15 protein-coding genes are annotated in these 15,793 nt (G+C 51.7%); 9 read left to right on the forward strand and 6 right to left on the reverse strand.

The window, feature by feature from the left end; genetic code table 11:
- Positions 1–3: 3 nt before the first annotated feature.
- Complete coding sequence (locus JWJ90_RS17125) at positions 4–1,440, forward strand: sensor domain-containing diguanylate cyclase (protein ID WP_205228437.1); 1,437 nt, start codon at positions 4–6, stop codon at positions 1,438–1,440.
- A gap of 44 nt (positions 1,441–1,484) precedes the next feature.
- On the opposite strand, the gene JWJ90_RS17130 is transcribed toward JWJ90_RS17125, so the two are convergent.
- Complete coding sequence (locus JWJ90_RS17130; protein WP_240195008.1) at positions 1,485–2,036, reverse strand: 3D domain-containing protein; 552 nt, start codon at positions 2,034–2,036, stop codon at positions 1,485–1,487.
- Positions 2,037–2,306: 270 nt separating this feature from the next.
- On the opposite strand from JWJ90_RS17130, the gene JWJ90_RS17135 reads away from it, so the two are divergent.
- From JWJ90_RS17135 to JWJ90_RS17145, 3 genes are all read left to right on the forward strand, one after another.
- Positions 2,307–3,326, forward strand: a complete 1,020-nt coding sequence (locus tag JWJ90_RS17135) for a GGDEF domain-containing protein (protein ID WP_205228438.1) — start codon at positions 2,307–2,309, stop codon at positions 3,324–3,326.
- 50 nt (positions 3,327–3,376) lie between these two features.
- Positions 3,377–3,619: a DUF1653 domain-containing protein gene (locus JWJ90_RS17140; protein ID WP_205228439.1), complete on the forward strand. Its 243-nt coding sequence runs from the start codon at positions 3,377–3,379 to the stop codon at positions 3,617–3,619.
- Between the two features lie 164 nt (positions 3,620–3,783).
- Complete coding sequence (locus JWJ90_RS17145; protein ID WP_205228440.1) at positions 3,784–5,907, forward strand: Tex family protein; 2,124 nt, start codon at positions 3,784–3,786, stop codon at positions 5,905–5,907.
- Between the two features lie 16 nt (positions 5,908–5,923).
- On the opposite strand, the gene JWJ90_RS17150 is transcribed toward JWJ90_RS17145, so the two are convergent.
- Entirely contained in the window at positions 5,924–6,541 is a 618-nt protein-coding gene (locus JWJ90_RS17150; RefSeq protein WP_205228441.1) for a PsbP-related protein, read from the reverse strand.
- Positions 6,542–6,684: 143 nt separating this feature from the next.
- Between JWJ90_RS17150 and JWJ90_RS17155 the strand changes: the two genes are divergently transcribed.
- Both JWJ90_RS17155 and JWJ90_RS17160 read left to right on the forward strand, forming a co-directional pair.
- Complete coding sequence (locus JWJ90_RS17155) at positions 6,685–7,329, forward strand: site-specific integrase (protein WP_205228442.1); 645 nt, start codon at positions 6,685–6,687, stop codon at positions 7,327–7,329.
- A 200-nt stretch (positions 7,330–7,529) separates the two neighbouring features.
- Positions 7,530–8,204: a DUF1847 domain-containing protein gene (locus JWJ90_RS17160; protein ID WP_205228443.1), complete on the forward strand. Its 675-nt coding sequence runs from the start codon at positions 7,530–7,532 to the stop codon at positions 8,202–8,204.
- A 32-nt stretch (positions 8,205–8,236) separates the two neighbouring features.
- Here JWJ90_RS17160 and JWJ90_RS17165 read toward each other — a convergent pair whose 3' ends face one another.
- Positions 8,237–9,637: an MFS transporter gene (locus JWJ90_RS17165; protein ID WP_205228444.1), complete on the reverse strand. Its 1,401-nt coding sequence runs from the start codon at positions 9,635–9,637 to the stop codon at positions 8,237–8,239.
- Positions 9,638–9,805: 168 nt separating this feature from the next.
- Between JWJ90_RS17165 and tsaA the strand changes: the two genes are divergently transcribed.
- Positions 9,806–10,213, forward strand: a complete 408-nt coding sequence (gene tsaA / locus JWJ90_RS17170) for a tRNA (N6-threonylcarbamoyladenosine(37)-N6)-methyltransferase TrmO (RefSeq protein WP_205228445.1) — start codon at positions 9,806–9,808, stop codon at positions 10,211–10,213.
- 141 nt (positions 10,214–10,354) lie between these two features.
- Positions 10,355–11,887: a polyphosphate:AMP phosphotransferase gene (pap, locus tag JWJ90_RS17175; protein ID WP_205228446.1), complete on the forward strand. Its 1,533-nt coding sequence runs from the start codon at positions 10,355–10,357 to the stop codon at positions 11,885–11,887.
- A gap of 348 nt (positions 11,888–12,235) precedes the next feature.
- On the opposite strand, the gene JWJ90_RS17180 is transcribed toward pap, so the two are convergent.
- Positions 12,236–12,604: a hypothetical protein gene (locus tag JWJ90_RS17180; protein WP_205228447.1), complete on the reverse strand. Its 369-nt coding sequence runs from the start codon at positions 12,602–12,604 to the stop codon at positions 12,236–12,238.
- Between the two features lie 446 nt (positions 12,605–13,050).
- Positions 13,051–13,332, reverse strand: a complete 282-nt coding sequence (locus JWJ90_RS17185) for a hypothetical protein (protein ID WP_205228448.1) — start codon at positions 13,330–13,332, stop codon at positions 13,051–13,053.
- A gap of 379 nt (positions 13,333–13,711) precedes the next feature.
- On the opposite strand from JWJ90_RS17185, the gene JWJ90_RS17190 reads away from it, so the two are divergent.
- Positions 13,712–15,148 carry a diguanylate cyclase gene (locus JWJ90_RS17190; protein WP_205228449.1) on the forward strand — a complete coding sequence of 479 codons (1,437 nt, stop codon included), beginning with the start codon at positions 13,712–13,714 and terminating at the stop codon, positions 15,146–15,148.
- Between the two features lie 61 nt (positions 15,149–15,209).
- Here the strand turns inward: JWJ90_RS17190 and JWJ90_RS17195 are convergent, their stop codons facing one another.
- Positions 15,210–15,746: a nitroreductase family protein gene (locus tag JWJ90_RS17195; RefSeq protein ID WP_205228450.1), complete on the reverse strand. Its 537-nt coding sequence runs from the start codon at positions 15,744–15,746 to the stop codon at positions 15,210–15,212.
- Between the last annotated feature and the right edge of the window lie 47 nt (positions 15,747–15,793).

Below are 15,793 nucleotides of genomic sequence, written 5' to 3' on the forward strand. Positions count from 1 at the left end.
TCTATGGTCATTCAATCTGAACAACTCCTGGAAACCGTACTGGATCTGGAACGATCCCGGCAACGAGAGCGGGACATTCGACTGGAAGCCGAAGCCCTGCTTGAAGGACTGCGTGGAATGAGTGGAGCCCAGGATAAGGAAGAACTCTTTTCGGCACTGGTGCAGGCACTGCGCAGTGTGATTGATTTTGATCAGGCCTTTATTCTTCAGGCAAAAAACGCAACCGCCATGACGGTTCTCGCCACCACCTGTGCAAGTATCCAAGACAGTCACTGGAAAATCGGACCGGTTTTCAGCAAGGCACTCTCTGGAAAGCCGGTGGCGTCCTTTGATATTACCCAGATTCCGGAATGGAAGCAGCTCCCTGCAGCTACAGTCTCCACCGTCCGCTCCGCGCTGCATATCGGCCTGTCCGGCAGCAGCAAAAAAACCCTTTTGGTCGTCACCCACCAGGACCTGAAACATTTCGGTCCCCGCCATGTGAAAAAGGCCAGGCGTTTTTCTCCCCTGGCTTCCCAAGCCCTGCTCACCCTGGAATTACGCAGGGCGCTGATCGAACGCGACAGGTTCTATCAACTCTCCCTGGATGCCATGGCCATCTTTTCTTTGGATGGCGCTCTGGTTCAACAGAACCAAAGCTGGAGCACCACCTTTGATGACGAGCAGGTGCAGGCGCCAACCATATTTGCTCTGGTCCATCCCGAGGATAGGGCTCCCTTTCAAGACGTTATTGACCAGCTGCACCAGAGCGAAGAAAGCCAGGTAATCAAGACCCGCCTGCGTAAAAACTCCGGCGACTATCACTGGTTTTCCTGCAGCATCGCTGTCTATCCTGACCAGATGATGTATTATATCGTTGCCCGAAACATTCACGATTCCGTGCTGTTTGAGCAAAAACTGGCTTATCAGGCCGGACATGATTCTCTCACCGGCCTGAAAAACAGAGCTGAATTCATGGAGTACCTCAAATCCAGTTTCAGCCTCTACAGGAAGGGACGTGGTGAGCCCTGTTTTGCCTTGCTCTTTCTGGACCTGAACAAATTTAAACAGATTAACGATACCTTAGGCCATGACATCGGCGACGAACTGCTCAAGGCCTTTGCCGCCACTCTACAGGATGTCGTTCGCAGCAATGATGTGGTTTCTCGCCTGGGAGGCGATGAATTCACCATTATACTCCCCAAGGTCAACTCCATTGAAGATGCCAAGGCTGTGGGCAACCGTATTCGTACCCGTTGCCAGACGCCCTATGAATTGAAAGGGCACAGCATCCAAGTTTCAACCAGCATCGGCATTGCCATGAGCACCCCGGACTTCACTCATGCAGAAGAAATAATTCATGCGGCCGACCTGGCCATGTACAATGCCAAACAGGATAAATCGCTCCCCTTCTCCATTCATCAGGGGCCCTTACATTGCAACCTGGTGAGCAACTCCTGAGCCTCTCGCCGACCTGGCAGAACGGTTATGTTTCTCTGTCGGTTTCAGCGGTGTTCAATCCGGACTACTTTTTTTGTTCGCCCCCAGCCCAGCGCCTCCTGGTGCGAATCAAAAAAAAGATCGATGCGATTGGGCCCTTTGATGGCACCGCCACGATCTTCAACCCTGCCCCAGCCGTATCCTTCGACATACATACGCGTGCCAAAAGGATAGTATTTGGTATCTGCGGCGATGGTGCCGTCTTCTGAAAACCAGGACCAGGGGAGAATGCGGAACGGAACCATCCAAGGATGGGACAGTGTATCCCAGGAAAAAAGCCCTTCCTGTGGTTCCCGTGGCTCGGTGCCCATGGCAGTCTGCCCATAATAGGGCCGCCCCGCATCGGGCCCGGCACTGACATAGCGGTTCCAGAAATCAAGTTTCAGATAGCTCCAGCTTCCTCGTTCCCAACTGCAGCACTGGCCACACCCACAGTAGGCTGTGGTCTCCATTATCCGCCCGATGGGTTCTCGAGCACAACCACTCAGCAGAAGCAATACTCCGCCAAGGAGTAAACCGCTGACTGCCGGGCCATGTTTGCTGTTTTGCTTTTGCATAGACTCCTCCCTCCTTCTGCTTCTTGTGCCACAGGCAATTCAACCTGTAACCATTTAACAAGACAAAAGAAAACAGAACAAGCCTTTTTCATTTTCTTCCCGATCTCCGCTTCCCCCCTCCCCATCCACCAAGGACGAAATGGCCCCGCAAAACAAATATGATTGCAGTGATTGAAAATCACCATTACCTTGGCATAATTTGGTATTTTAGGTGCTCTGCAATCACCATTTCCTGCTTCTTCGGACGCTGCCTCCACGAAACGCCGTGAAATGAACAACATACCACAACTTCTTGATAAACTCGTCACTATGACAGCCAGCCAGGATGTGGAACTTATGGAGTTCAGTCTCCTGAAGACCCTCAATGAGTTTATTCCTTCAAGGGAGCTGTTCATCCTCCGGCTGGACCACAACCATCAACCGTATTACCAGTTGAAACTCAGCCAGGAGAGTTATGTTGTCCATGTGGAAAACGTCCTGGTGGAAGAGAGTGTCCTTCAAGCAATTCATGCCGCCTCTTGTAGCGCGGCACCGTTGAACCGACAACTCTCCCCGGCAGAGACCGTATCCATCTGGCACCTGATACAGCTCAGAGCCATGGATATTGTCCTGGTCGCCATTACCCCAGAGCCACTGTCAGGCTTGGACTGCCACATGGTTTCTGGCCTGCTGGGGGTCTATCGCAATTTTATTTCCGTCCTCAACGAGGCCCAGCACGATCAGCTTACAGGTCTACTCAACCGGAGGACCTTTGATGATATCATCAATAAAATTTACTCCCTGCAGCAACCGTTAGCTTCCCCGACTTCTCCAGAACGCAGGACATCGGTCGACCGTTCAGCCTACTGGCTGGTCATGGTGGATCTTGATCATTTTAAACGGATTAACGATATCTGGGGGCACCTGTATGGGGATGAGGTTCTTTTACTCACGGCCCAGCTCATGCAGACCCATTTTCGAGCCACCGATCACCTTTTTCGTTTCGGCGGTGAAGAATTTGTCATTGTTCTTCGGGCAGCTCAACAAAATCACGCCCAGATGGCATTGGAACGGTTTCGCCTGGCCATGGAAGAGTATGATTTTCCCCAGGTCGGTCAGGTGACCATCAGTCTCGGGGTTACCCGAATGGATCCCAATCAATTTACCGCCACCCTGCTTGACCAGGCTGACCAGGCACTCTATTTTGCCAAGGAGCATGGACGAAACCAGGTTTGCTTCTATGAGACCCTGGTTGCCAACGGAGAAATCGAGAAAACTGAAATCATAACCGGCGACATTGAGCTGTTTTAGGCTCCTCACTCGCCCGGTTCCACCCCCCATCTAAAAGCAAACATAATCTTATGACTGCACTCACCCCTCTTCCCAACCTGCCCATAGGGCGCTATCGTCACTACAAAGGTGGTGACTACGAGGTACTCGGGGTTGTTCGCCATAGTGAAACCCTTGAGCCACTGGTACTCTATCGCCCCATGTATAACGCAACCGGTCTCTGGGTGCGTCCTTACGCCATGTTTACCGAATGGGTCGAGTGTGAGGGGCAGCAAAAACCTCGGTTTTCCATGGTGACCCTGCCCAAAAACTAAAGGGTGAAGACTCAGGAGCAGTGCAACATTTTGCATAGCTCACCGGAAAACTCTTTCTCTGGCGCCCAACCATTTCACTCGTTGCCTCTGCCCCTGGTCCTTGTATGCAGACTGGGGGCATCTGCAGGCGCGTTATTACTTCTCTTGCATTGTGTGAATTTTCCATGCCCGAGCATGCTTCGCGTATCGCCTCCTCTCTGCAGATAAACCACCACCAGGTGGCAACTGTCCTTTCCCTCCTTGAAGATGGGGCAACCATCCCTTTTATCGCCCGCTACCGGAAGGAAGCAACCGGTTCGCTTGACGAAGTGCACCTCTCATCCATTCGAGACCTACACGCGGACCTGGTTGAACTGGACAAACGCAAAGCGTCCATTCGCAAATCGCTCACCGAACGCGAGCTGCTCTCTGAAGAGTTGCTGAACGCTGTTAACAGGGCTCCCAACCTGACAGAGCTTGAGGATATCTACCTGCCGTTTAAACCAAAACGCCGCACTCGCGCAGAGATGGCCAGAGAACGGGGATTGGAGCCTCTGGCTGTCATGCTTTTTGCCCAAAAAGGGCAAACCGTTGATCCAGCCCCTTATGTGAATCCAAAAGGAGAGGTGCAGACTGCAGAAGAAGCGCTTGCCGGAGCACGGGATATCATCGCCGAACAGCTGAGCGAGACCAGCGAGCTGCGGGCGCGGCTTCGTGCCTTCTTTCAACAGCGAGCGGTGATCTCCGCCAGGGTGGTCAAAGGCAAGGAGGAGGAGGGCAAGAAATTTCGCGACTATTTTGACTGGCAGGAATCGGTTACCAAGGTGGCCGGGCATCGGCTTCTGGCCATGCTGCGGGGAGAGGCGGAAAAAATCCTGCACCTGAGTTTGCTCCCCGCTGAAGAGGAGGCTCTTAATATACTCCACCGGGCCACTGTTCGCAGCAAGGCCTTTGATGGACAGCAGGTACGGCTGGCAGTGGATGATGGCTATAAACGGCTTTTGGCACCATCGCTTGAAAACGAGCTGCGTACCCAGCTCAAAGAACAGGCTGATCAGGAGGCCATAAGCGTCTTTGCCGACAACCTGCGCCAACTGCTTTTAGCCGCCCCTCTGGGAGCCAAACGGACTCTGGCGCTGGACCCTGGTTTTCGCACCGGGGCCAAACTGGTGTGCCTGGACAGACAGGGGCAACTGCTGCATCACACCACTATTTATCCAACCCTTTCAGCCAAACAACAGGCAGAGGCGGGAAAAATTGTAGTGGAACTTTGCAACCGTTTTCACATAGAGGCCATCGCCATTGGCAACGGAACGGCCAGCCGGGAAACCGAAACCTTTGTGCGAGCCTTGAACCTTCCCGCTGCAATCATAATCACCATGGTGGATGAGAGTGGGGCCTCGATCTACTCTGCCTCGGAAGTTGCCCGGAGGGAATTTGCAGACTACGATCTCACCGTTCGTGGAGCTATCTCCATTGGCAGACGTCTCCAGGATCCTCTGGCAGAACTGGTCAAACTCGACCCCAAGGCCATTGGGGTGGGCCAGTATCAGCATGATGTCAACCAGAAAGCTCTGAAGCAGGGGCTTGAAGATGTGGTGATAAGCTGTGTCAACCGAGTGGGGGTGGAAGTCAACAGCGCCAGCCAGGAGCTACTTACATTTGTCTCCGGCCTGGGCCCTACCCTGGCGGCCAATATACTTGCCTTTCGTCACGAACAGGGGCCGTTTACCGATCGCAAACAACTGCTCAAGGTACCGCGCCTGGGGAAAAAGGCCTTTGAGCAGTGCGCCGGTTTCCTGCGCATCCACGATGGCACCAATCCGTTGGACCGTTCCGGGGTCCATCCTGAACGCTATGCCCTGGTCCAGCAGATGGCAAAAGACTGTGGTTGCAGCATCGGGGAGCTGATAGAAAACAAAGAACAGCGCAATAAAATAGAGCTGCAGCGCTACGTGGACGGTGATTTGGGGTTACCCACGCTCAAAGATATTTTCGACGAGCTTGGCAAACCAGGCAGGGATCCTCGCCAGGAGTTCACAGCCTTTGCCTTTGCCGATGGAATCGAGAAAATGGAAGATCTGCTTGAGGGCATGTGGCTGCCGGGGATCGTAACCAATGTCACCAAATTTGGCGCCTTTGTTGATATTGGCGTCCATCAGGATGGGTTGATTCACATCAGTCAGCTCGCTGATCGATTTGTCAAAGATCCGGCAGAGGTGGTCCATGTGCGCCAACAGCTTCAGGTTCGCGTTATCAGTGTGGACAGTGCACGCAAGCGCATTGCCCTCTCACTGCGCAGCGAGTAACCACAAAAAATCTTCCTTAGTCCGTAGGCAGGGTAAACGAATCAATCAGTGCATCAATGTCCTGTTGCCAGGACACAAAATTTTTCTTCGCCTGCTCTCTACTCTCACCCAGACCTCGACAACTGACAGACCAGGTTAATCCGGGGGTTGCGGTCATAATCACCCGCCCGTAGAGGTACTCATCAAGGCCTTGGCGCAATCGGTAGGTGCCCACATGGGTCGGCCGCCCATCCAATCGCCCTGTACTGGCTTTGATAACGTGCAGGTGTTCTTCCTCCTGCCCCAGCACTTCCTGCAACTCCTCTTTGGTGGGTGTTTGCTCAAAGATCTCATCAATCTCTTCCTGCCTTGCATTGACCGCATTGGGATACTCCTTTACCATCACCGCACACGCTGCTGCTGGCACCCCATCCGGCGTAACGAGTTGCACCCGCATTGCACGTTGCGCTCCAGGTGTGAATATCCACGATGCCGGATAGTGGAAGCTAAAGCCAAATTGGTCATTCAGGTATCGTGCTGTTGTATTTGCTGCAGGTGCGTTTCCAGCTGCCAACACACAGACGAAGAAAAGCAAGATGCCACGTAAGGAAAAGAGTAGGCGCATATCGTATTCCAAAATAATTTTCTTATTCAAGATTCCCTCAACTAAAAGCCCAATCACAGGTTCAGCTTTACGATCAGTCATGGGCGCGGTATGGTTGTTGAATCATTTATAGAGGATTAGCCAGAAGTTACACCCGTTTTCAGGCAATATCCAGAGCCCAAATCACCGCGTCCATGTCTACCCAGCAGATTCCACCATTTACCCCAGAGGCATTGACCCTGCTTTTTCGCCAGGAGAATTTTCTCGCCTTTCAAAAGCCGGGATTTCCTTCCCACTACTGGGCACCGCTTCTGGCCGCCTGTTGTGGTGCCAGTCGTAACGAGGTCTTTTTTCTTATGCCAGGCGACCTGATCCAGAAGCAGGGAGTGTGGTGCCTCAACCTACGTAGGCTTGGTGATGCTGATACACCGACACGCACCATCCCACTGCACCCCTGGCTACTGCAACTAGGCCTCATCGATTTAATCCGCAGCCAGCAGGAAACAGATCCGCAAAAGCGGCTTTTTTCCGAATATCGGGCGGGTCGGGAAAACGCGGGCATGGTCTTTTCACGCGCCTTTGTCCAGTGGATAAAAACCATTGTAGCAGCCCTTGCCCCGGAGCAACAGCACCTCTTTGCAGCCGACTTTCACTTTCCATCCCTACGGGCACTGTTCTGGCAGCAGGTTGAGCTGGCCGGGCTGAGCAGCCAAAGTGTTGAACTGTTGCGAGGCCAGCAAGGAGACCTGACCCGGGTTGCAAAAGAGCTTGCAACCTTACCGATGCAAGAGTTGTTTCCGCCTCTACCGGATTTTAAAGATATCTATATACAACCATGAGGTCTTGAAGGAATCTTGAATAATTGCTTTTTCTGCCAATCTCTGCGTTATGCTCAAAATTTTATCCTCGGAATATCAAGCATATGCCTGCGGTAAAATTTTTCACATGCCTTGACCTTGATTGAAAAATCTAATTATTCAAGACACCCTTGAGAGGTAAAAGACCACTTATCATTAATTCATTCCAGGAAAGAGACACCATGCAACCATCCAACCCCACCTGCGCCGCCTGCTCGTTTAAACCCGATGAACGTATCTGTCGCACCGAGGGAGGACGCCACCCCGAAAACTGTCCCACGGTCCGCAAACCCGAACTGATAGAGGAGTCCCGGGCTGAGTATGCAAAGAGTGAAAACGCCGAGTTTGCCCGCCAGGCCTCTCTTCAGGAACGAGATGGCTACGCAAACCGAGAGCTCGGCTACGCCAAGGTTCGTCCCGCCAAACCCCGCATTGAGGAAATTTTAGACTTCATTGGCAAGATGGGCTACAAAAAAGTGGGTATGGCCTTTTGCCTTGGCCTGCGAAACGAGGCCAAAATTGTAGAACGTTTTTTTAAAAACCACGGAATCGAGATGGTCTCGGTCATCTGCAAGGTTGGCCGCATCCCCAAGGAAGAGTTGGGATTGACCGATCAGGACAAAATCAGTGTCTGCACCTTTGAAACCATGTGCAACCCTATCCTCCAGGCACAGGTACTCAATTCAGAACAGACCGAGTTCAATATTCTTTTAGGGCTCTGCGTGGGGCATGACTCCCTTTTCCTCAAGTATGCCGAGGCCCCCTGCACCGTGCTAGCGGTCAAAGATCGGGTCACCGGCCATAACCCGCTGGCGGCTGTGTATACGCTGGATTCGTATTACAGGGCCTTAAAATAATTTAGAACCTTCATTTCAAGGGCAGCAGAGGCTCAGCCAGCCTCCTGCCGTGTTCCCCGGCTGATGGAAAGGATCACGCCCAGACAGGAAAAAAATGAAAACACGACCAAGGCCGTCCGCATACTGATGATAAATTGATCAAGGTTTGCATTGGTGACGGCCTGGTCTCCCATAAACAGGGAAAAGACCAGGGTAATCGTTGTCAGGCTGGTGGCCATACCCAGGGTGCGCATGGCGCCGATCATCCCAGAGGCCACCCCGAACTGACGCCGCTCCACGCTATCCATAATGGCGGTGGAATTCGGGGTGATAAAAATTCCAAAACCAGCTCCAATCAGCAAAAGCTCCACTGCAACAAGCCAGAGCGGTGTCCGGGTACTCAGGGTCAAGGCCGCCAGGAGCAACCCTGCAGCACTGATGAGCATGCCGGCGGTTGCCAGCTTGGCGATGGCAATTCGATCTGCAAGACGTCCGGAGAGAGGTGAAGTAACCACCTGCATGAGCGGTTGCAAAAGAAGGATTAACCCGGCTTCACGGGCCGTGAGGCCCTTTGCGTACTGCAAAAAAAGGCTCATAAAAAAAACAATGCCAAAGGTGGCCGCGTAGTTGCCCAGCGCAGCCAGGCTGCTCAGGGTAAAAAATCGATTTTGCGAGAGTAATCGAACATCGAGCAGTGGGCTGTTGCTGCTTTTTTCCAACACAAGGAAACCACCCAAGCCGAGCGTGCCTGCAAGCAACAGCGGGAGCCCCAACCACAACTGCTGGGCGTGAGCTGCTCCGGTCATGATGCAGCCGACACTGAGGCCGTATACCGTGCTCCCCAGCCAGTCCATCCGTTCACCCGAGGCATTTTTCTCCATTTCACGCATACCAAATAGGCAAACAAAGACCGCTGCAAGCCCAATGGGCACCGGGCTAAGAAACACATGCCGCCACCCGAAATGTTCCGTGATGTAGCCACCAATCACCGGACCGGTGGATAATCCTACATAGGTACAGGCGGAGACCAGGCCGATCTTGCGTGCCCGTAGCTCTGGAGGGAAGGCAGCCGCCACCAGGGCCATGCTGCCGGAAAGCATGGTTGCCGCACCGATTCCCTGAAAAAACCGCAGGGTGATAACAGTGTAGATACTGGTACTGAAACCAAGGAGAAAGGTAAAACCGGTAAATATGCCCAACCCGCTTAAAAACATAATCCGCTGGCCAATGATATCCCCCAGGCGCCCAAAGGTGAGCATAAACATGGCCAGCGAGAGCACGTAGGTCTGCTCAACCAGTCCTATCTGCATGGCTGAGGCATTGAGATCCCGCCCCAAAGATGGCAGGGCAACACCTATAGAGGTGAGCATAAACGGTGCCATGAACTGGGCGAGACAGACCGTCAACAAAATCATATTGGCGGAGGTTAAAGGGGGGGGTGTTGCTTTCTCCATACTTCAGCTCCCAAAGCGGACGTTATGCGCCCACAACATCAAAATATTTCGATCTCGCCATGGGCGAGCAGCTGTTTTCTTCTGCTGGAGGCGAAGATACTCAATCCCGCAGATTGCAGCCAGTCTCCAAAGAAAAAATTAACAATCCCAAGTATGAGGAGTATCTCAATGCAACCAACAATCCTTCCTGAACTCTACAGTATCGGCATTGTTCATGGTGATATTGTCGATCTTGACAAGGCCCCAAAAAACTACGACATCTCCGACCACACCGGTATTCTTGAAATCGATCCCCGCTATCAGGAAGCCATTGATGGCATTAAAACTGGCATGACCATCGTGGTCCTCTTCTGGCTGCACCGCTCCTCTCGCGATATCCTGAAGGTCTACCCGCGCGGTGACAAAAGCCGGGGGTTAAGTGGTGTTTTTGCCACCCGCAGCCCGGTACGCCCCAACCCAATCGCTCTTTCCGAATTGACTGTCCTTTCGGTGGAGGGAAACCGCATTGCAGTGCGCGGACTGGACGTGCTGGACCAGACACCGATCATTGACATCAAAAAGAAGGTCGCCTCTTAAGCCTTCCGTATTTTTCCTATCTTCTTTGGGGCTTAAAGATATACACTACGTTTATGAGGCCAGCTCAAAAACGGCCTGAGCATATATTGTTTACACATCGACCGATCGCGAGCATTGTTTTTTCCCTACACGAGGTCAGTTATGTTTGAATCTGCTGAACTGGGACACAAAGTTAAAAAATCCGTTTACGAAGACGAGGTACCAGCCCTGCGCGAGGCACTGCTGACAGCGCAGATGGAGCTGGCCCAGTCCGGAGCCTTTCAGGTGATCATTCTCATCGGCGGCCTGGACGGCGCAGGACGTGGGGCCACCGTCAACCTGCTCAACGAGTGGATGGACCCGCGCCATATTCAAACCCATGGCATGGGCGAACCAACCGACGAAGAACTTGACCGCCCCATGATGTGGCGCTTCTGGCGTGCCCTGCCCCCCAAAGGGAAAATCGGGGTCTTTTTAGGTTCCTGGTACACCTGGCCCATTCTCAACCGAGTCAATGGCAAGACAGACACTGCAGACCTGGAACAGAGCCTGGGTAGGGCAAAACGACTGGAAAAGATGCTGGTGGATGAGGGGGGGTTAATCCTCAAATTCTGGCTCCATCTCTCCAAAAAGCAGCAAAAAAAACGATTTACCGAACTGGAGAAGAACCCTCTCACCCGGTGGAAGGTCACCAAACGCGATTGGAGACGCTATAAGCTCTACGATACGTTTCGAGAGGTGCATGAAAACGTTATTCGCCATACCAGTACGGCAGAAGCCCCATGGCTTATTGTCGAGGGGGAGGATGCCCGCTACCGCAACCTGACCGTGGGCAAAATTCTGCTCAAGGCCCTCCAGGAACGTCTCCAGCTGGCACAAGCCCCTGCCCCCAAAGCTCTGACGCCACCATGGATGCCGCCCATTGACAACCTCCACCTGCTCAAAACCCTGGATATGAGCCAGGTGCTGGAGAAAAAAGAGTATAAAGCGCAACTGCAGAAATACCAGGCACGCCTGGCCGAGTTGACCCGAGATTCCAAATTTAAATACATGTCTGTTATTGCGGTCTTTGAAGGGAACGATGCAGCAGGAAAAGGAGGCAGCATTCGACGCATCACCAAAGCACTTGATGCTCGTTTTTACCAGGTCATCCCCATCGCGGCCCCCACAGAAGAGGAACGGGCCCAGCCCTACCTCTGGCGCTTCTGGCGTCATCTGCCCCGCAAAGGGCGGGTTACCATTTTTGATCGCTCCTGGTACGGACGCGTGTTGGTGGAACGGGTCGAGGAATTCTGTGCTGAAGCGGACTGGATGCGGGCCTACAGTGAAATCAATGATTTTGAAGCCCAGCTGGTACGGCACAATCTGCTGGTGGTCAAATTCTGGCTGGCCATTACCAAGGATGAACAGTTACGCCGCTTTAAAGATCGTGAAAAGACTGCATTTAAGACCTTTAAAATCACTGAGGAAGACTGGCGCAATCGGGAAAAATGGGAACTCTATGAGCAGGCGGTCTGTGATATGGTGGATCGAACCAGCACCCTTCTTGCCCCCTGGACGCTGGTGGAGGCCAACAGCAAGTATTGTGCTCGCTTGAAAGTGCTGAAAACGCTCTGTGACCAGATCGAAACAAAACTCAAGCACTTGCATGAATCCGGGGTTAACTACCTGGATACACCCAAAAAGAAAACCTGAATCCGTGAGCATTCATCGTGCGTCAGTTTCGTTATTTGTGACATGCCGATTAAAGTACACTTTATCGGCTTGTTACGAACAATGAAGGTGGCGTGCTGATGGATGCCCCAAAAGGCGGTGGGTGAAACTGAACAATACATGAATTTGTCTAAAAATATTCGTCCATTTAAAAGGATGCGTTGTTCAGTGCCCACCCGCCGTCACGGATTCAGGGAAAAAATAACGAAGCATGTGGCGGCGGGTGATTGCTGGTCGACGAATCCTCTTGAATAAAAAGCGATTCATTGGAAAAAACCGTCCCAGGTTCAGCAACACCTGCCGCACCGAGAATGTTCGCGAATTTTGAGGTTATTTATGCCACTCTTTATTGGGCTGCTGTCTTGCTGAGAGAGTAATGAGGATTTTATCGCCACCGGCGACACCTCCCAGGCCAAGCTGTTCATTAAAACTTGCTGTAAAAGCTTCCAGCGCGGTGTAGGGTTCATTCGCAATTCTTTCCACACCAACCGCCTTTCCTGCCGAGATGGCCGCTGCAACGATTTCGCTCCAGTGGGCATCCAGCACGTCTCCTGGCGCACAAAGTTCTGCGTAGGCAACAGTGGACGTTGTGCGATAGTAAATGTACGGTTGAGGAATAGGTGAGCCTTCCCATTTGACTTTGGATTCAGCAACCAATCCGGTTCTTCCAAGTTCCAACTGCCGACATGCGTACGACATAAAAAAACCTCCTCATGTTCTATTTTTCTTTGGCATTATAAAATGCCCTTCTGAGTTGAGGTGTCTGTCGTTTCAGGCAAACATCTTTTGAGATATATTTAGATTGTAAACTTTTTAGGCGCAGGTGCAATCAACTCTTTAATTTTCTTTGTGCCACCCCCGCCCATTTTTTTCAATTTCTCACACTATTCCAAGGGGTTGAACCATGGGGTCGCCCAAACATACGACAGGTTTAAAAAATTCAAGAGCAGTCGCCACTCCCAGAAGAATGGCGACTGCCAAAAACTTTCTGCGCTTTTTCCCTGAGCATTCATTAAATCCGTGACGGCTAATTGCCGCTGAATTACACATCTTCTTCAAGAAATAAGCATTTGTTAAAAGAATACTCACAAGAATACTCACGGATTTGGAATTTTATTCAGGGGACAATTTTGTGACTCCAATTGTTACTTCACCCGTTCTTCGTAGGGAACGCGGCTCACTTCACACCAGACATTTTCCTTCGCGACCAGGCCACGAGAACTTTTATCGGTTAACTCGACAGCTTCACGATCATTTTCTGCATAGGCGACACACCACTGAGTGCTGGTTGCATTGTGTGCATGCCAATCCTCGCTGAATCTGTCACTGGACTCTTTTGCGGCCTCGGAGACAAACGGGTAGGAATTCAGAGTTTTTGTATCAACAACCTTTGCCTCGCCATTATGAACAACATAAAATTTTTTCATACTCAATCTCCTGTGGTAAGAGAGTAGGTTTCAATGGGGTTGCCTTTTATAATAATGATTATCATTATGATTTGGCAAGAGAAAAAATACAAATATCTTCACGCTACATGCCACAAAATTTATATTCCGAACATGGGATTAAGGATTTAGGTTGCATGCAGGTTAAAATCCCTCCTTGCTAAAAACAGCAGGCCTCCCCTAGAATACTTTTTGATATTATGTCGTTATTATTCCTGAATCCGTGACGACGGAGAGGCCGCCCAACGACATATCTTTTTAATAATACAAAGATTTTTAAATCATCTCTCGTGTTGTTCAGCTTCACCCGCTGGCACGGATTCAGGGTATATCCCCTTTGCCAAAGCCTCAGAGACCTCCCATGAACGCCAAAATCTCCATTCGTTTAAAGCTCTTTTTCAGCCATGCACTTGCTGTCCTTCTTGTTTCCGGCAGCATTGGCACCTACTTTTACACCAGCGCGGCCGATAGCCTGCTCACCGGTCTGCAGGAACGACTGCAATCAAGTGCTGCCTTAATCAGCCAGATGATTGATGCTAACAGTCTTCGTGACATAGCAACCGAAGCGGATACAGCAAAAACGCAGTATCTCAAGCCCCTGGAACAGCTCAGGCAGCTCAGAAGAATGAACCCTGATATCGCCTTTCTCTATGTGATGCGCCAACAGGGGGAAAAAGTCTTTTTTGTGATCGACTCGGATGAATCCGAGGAGCAGGCCATGCCCGGACAGGAGTACACCGCTGTGTTATCGAGCCTGCTCAAGGGATTTACCAGTGTCAGCGTGGATAAAAAGATCAACACCGACCAATGGGGATCATTTCTCTCCGGGTATGCGCCACTGAAAAACGGACAAGGCGAATACCTGGTAGGCCTGGACATGCGAGCCGACAAAGTCAACAGTAAGTACAGAAGTTTAAGAATTTCTGGCATCTGTTCTCTATTGGCTTCCATAGCCCTGGCATTTCTCTTTTCCCGGTACCTGGCTTCACGTTTTACCGGGCCCATTGATCTGGCCATCACCCGGTGCACAGACATTGCCCGAGGCAAACTTGATGAGCAGATCTCTCTACGAACCAATGATGAGCTGGACCAGCTCCTCATTGCCTTTAACGAGATGTCGACTGCTCTGGCCCTCAGTGAACAGGTGAAGCAGGAGGCCTTCACGGCTCTGCAATACTCAAAGGATGAGCTGGAGATACGGGTCCGCCAGCGCACTGAAGACCTCAATGAGGTCAATACCCGCATCAGCCACGAAATAGCCCAGCGTATCATCGCCCAGAATGCCCTGGAAGAGGCGGCAATGATAGACCCGCTCACCCGACTCTATAACCGCAGGGCCATGATGGAACGGTTGGAGCATGAAAGTGTACGCTGCCAACGTAATCATATGCCTTTCACCCTGCTCTTTATCGACCTGGATCACTTCAAAGAGGTAAATGATCAGCTCGGCCATGATGCTGGCGATACCATCCTCATCGAAGCCGGAGTCCGCATGAAAAGCATGCTCCGCGGCCAGGATTCAGTGGCTCGTTGGGGGGGCGAGGAGTTTGTCATTCTGCTCCCTGAGACAGAGCTCTGCAGCGGACTGCTGGTGGCAGAAAAAATTCGGGACCGTATCGGGGAAAGCTTATTTTATGCAGAAGGGACTGCAATGAAGGTGACCGCAAGCTTTGGCCTGGCGGAATATGGAACAGATTCGGAGATAAAGACGGTGGTGACAGAGGCAGACGACGCCATGTTTTTGGCTAAAAACAAAGGCGGAAACCGCATCGAGCTGGCAGAGGGGAGAAGCTGTTAAGCCTGGCGGCTTGAAGGGTAAAAAAAACCGCACTCAAAAAAATTTGAGTGCGGTGCGGTTTTCAGTCCTTTTTCTGGCCAAACTGTTCATAGCTGACCTGCGCGGTTAAAAGCGAGGTGGTGGGATGCCCCTCTTTACGCCCCTCGGGGTAACCGATTCCCACCATGGCAAGCACTTCTACGCCCTCGGGTAAACGAAGAAGCGAGCGCATATAGTCCTGCGATGAGGTTCCATCTTCACGGTCACGCAGGCGCAACTGTACCCAGCAGCTTCCCAGGCCAAGATCTGCCGCCTCCAGATGAACAAGCAGCGTGGCAATAGAGGCATCTTCAATCCAGACATCACTTTTACTGGTATCAGCACACACCACAATCACCAGCGGTGCCCCGGCCAGAAAGGTAGCCCCGTGGCTTTTGGCTTTGGAAAGTGCCTCAATTCGCTCTGCCTCCCTGACCACCACGAACTCCCAGGGATTGAATCCTTTGGATGAGGGAGAACGCAGGGCCGCCTCCAGAAGGAGATCCAGCTTTTCCTGCTCAATGGGTTGATCTGTAAAACGACGAATACTTCTTCTGCTGCGTAACAAATCAATCAACATGACGTTTCCTCATGGTCTTTTGGTTGTGCGCACAGCCTCTTCCGCTG

It is taken from the genome of Desulfobulbus rhabdoformis, from assembly GCF_016919065.1.
Taxonomy (GTDB): domain Bacteria; phylum Desulfobacterota; class Desulfobulbia; order Desulfobulbales; family Desulfobulbaceae; genus Desulfobulbus; species Desulfobulbus rhabdoformis.

What these genes read in the sequence shown, in the direction of transcription:
- JWJ90_RS17185 (WP_205228448.1), bottom strand. Translation starts at nt 13,332, where the DNA reads ATGAAAAAATTTTATGTTGTTCATAATGGCGAGGCAAAGGTTGTTGAT.
- JWJ90_RS17125 (WP_205228437.1), top strand. Translation starts at nt 4, where the DNA reads ATGGTCATTCAATCTGAACAACTCCTGGAAACCGTACTGGATCTGGAA.
- JWJ90_RS17190 (WP_205228449.1), top strand. Translation starts at nt 13,712, where the DNA reads ATGAACGCCAAAATCTCCATTCGTTTAAAGCTCTTTTTCAGCCATGCA.
- JWJ90_RS17140 (WP_205228439.1), top strand. Translation starts at nt 3,377, where the DNA reads ATGACTGCACTCACCCCTCTTCCCAACCTGCCCATAGGGCGCTATCGT.
- JWJ90_RS17180 (WP_205228447.1), bottom strand. Translation starts at nt 12,604, where the DNA reads ATGTCGTACGCATGTCGGCAGTTGGAACTTGGAAGAACCGGATTGGTT.
- tsaA (WP_205228445.1), top strand. Translation starts at nt 9,806, where the DNA reads ATGCAACCAACAATCCTTCCTGAACTCTACAGTATCGGCATTGTTCAT.
- JWJ90_RS17195 (WP_205228450.1), bottom strand. Translation starts at nt 15,746, where the DNA reads ATGTTGATTGATTTGTTACGCAGCAGAAGAAGTATTCGTCGTTTTACA.
- JWJ90_RS17160 (WP_205228443.1), top strand. Translation starts at nt 7,530, where the DNA reads ATGCAACCATCCAACCCCACCTGCGCCGCCTGCTCGTTTAAACCCGAT.
- JWJ90_RS17165 (WP_205228444.1), bottom strand. Translation starts at nt 9,637, where the DNA reads ATGGAGAAAGCAACACCCCCCCCTTTAACCTCCGCCAATATGATTTTG.
- JWJ90_RS17155 (WP_205228442.1), top strand. Translation starts at nt 6,685, where the DNA reads ATGTCTACCCAGCAGATTCCACCATTTACCCCAGAGGCATTGACCCTG.
- JWJ90_RS17135 (WP_205228438.1), top strand. Translation starts at nt 2,307, where the DNA reads ATGAACAACATACCACAACTTCTTGATAAACTCGTCACTATGACAGCC.
- pap (WP_205228446.1), top strand. Translation starts at nt 10,355, where the DNA reads ATGTTTGAATCTGCTGAACTGGGACACAAAGTTAAAAAATCCGTTTAC.
- JWJ90_RS17130 (WP_240195008.1), bottom strand. Translation starts at nt 2,036, where the DNA reads ATGCAAAAGCAAAACAGCAAACATGGCCCGGCAGTCAGCGGTTTACTC.
- JWJ90_RS17145 (WP_205228440.1), top strand. Translation starts at nt 3,784, where the DNA reads ATGCCCGAGCATGCTTCGCGTATCGCCTCCTCTCTGCAGATAAACCAC.